We start from the raw sequence: 1166 nt of genomic DNA, 5'->3' as shown, positions 1-1166 counted from the left end.
CTGGGAGTGCAGAGTCAGCTTTAGGAACACGTCCTGAGCCGCTAGCATCTCCGCAGATTGACGTCCCTGTACTATCTAAGTTTTCGAGCCTTATGCTTTAACAGGTCGTTGAAAATCTATCTGCGTTGCCGAATACCGCGTCAAAAACAGGCTCAAAAATGCTCATTTAGTCCACTAAACTCCGCTTTTTCGCCTGTTTTCTCCTTGTCTCGGCTGCCTCGATAACGTTTTTCAACAGCCTGTTATACCCACTGCAACTGTATCAAGAAGAGCGCAGATCGCGTGTCAGGGACTGATACTGTGTAATCAGGCCCACGTTAGGTGGCAGTGGCCAGTCGAAGTTCTCCGGGTAAAGACGTAGATCATGTTCTGCAACAGGCAGCATGTACTGATCTTCGTAGTGCAGGTGACGTTGCTGTGCAGCTACCCAAAGCAGCAGCGACCTGCGGAATTCATCCATGGGCACAACAGTGCTCATTTCAATGGCTTCCAGTTGTTCTCTGATCTGATTGCTCTGTGCTTCCAGCGTAATGTGGTCTTCCTGAAGGTGATGGTAAAGCTTGGTCAGGCGTGGGTTATGCTGGCTGAGGTGGTTCAGTAGTCGATCTTCCATCGGATGGTGATAGCGCTCTGCATAATCACCGATATAGGCGAGAGTTTCTTTGATCAAACCCAGATCCAGCTCATCATGATGAAGATGTTCATCAAGTAAACGCAGCATTTCCTGCAGATGAGCGTGATCTTGCTTGAGCTGGTTGATAATGTTCATGGCCTTCTCCTCCCATCTCGATATGCTCAGACTATATGCCTGTGACTTGTAGAAGTGGGATGATGCAGGTCAATAAATGATCAGTGGCGGATAGCCAGAAAGTCGCAGACCGGAGGTGGTATAACCGGCTCCGGTCTGGGTATCGAAGTGCATAGGCTGCTGATTAGCAGGTCGTTGAAAATCTATCTGCGTTGCCGAATACCGCGTCAAAAACAGGCTCAAAATGCTCATTTAGCTCACTAAACTCCGCTTTTTCGCCTGTTTCTTGTGCCCTAGGGGTATTTCCTTGTCTCGACGGCCTCGATAACGTTTTCAACAGCCTGTTAGGCCGCTTTCTCTTCTGCGGGGGCAGAGGAGCGAATCAGGTGGTCGAATGCGCCCAATGCGGCATTGGCAC

1 protein-coding gene is annotated in these 1166 nt (G+C 49.6%); it reads right to left on the bottom strand.

Annotated features, from left to right (window positions below; translation table 11 throughout):
• Positions 1-262 precede the first annotated feature (262 nt).
• The gene (locus tag WH50_RS25760; protein WP_110190346.1) at positions 263-769 is read right to left on the bottom strand and encodes a hemerythrin domain-containing protein; all 507 of its coding nucleotides are present in this window, start codon (positions 767-769) and stop codon (positions 263-265) included.
• Positions 770-1166 lie beyond the last annotated feature (397 nt).

The organism is Pokkaliibacter plantistimulans (genome assembly GCF_003194385.1).
Lineage (GTDB): Bacteria > Pseudomonadota > Gammaproteobacteria > Pseudomonadales > Balneatricaceae > Pokkaliibacter > Pokkaliibacter plantistimulans.
The sequence above is the reverse complement of the archived record's forward strand: the minus strand, read 5'-3'. Positions and strand labels throughout refer to the sequence as shown.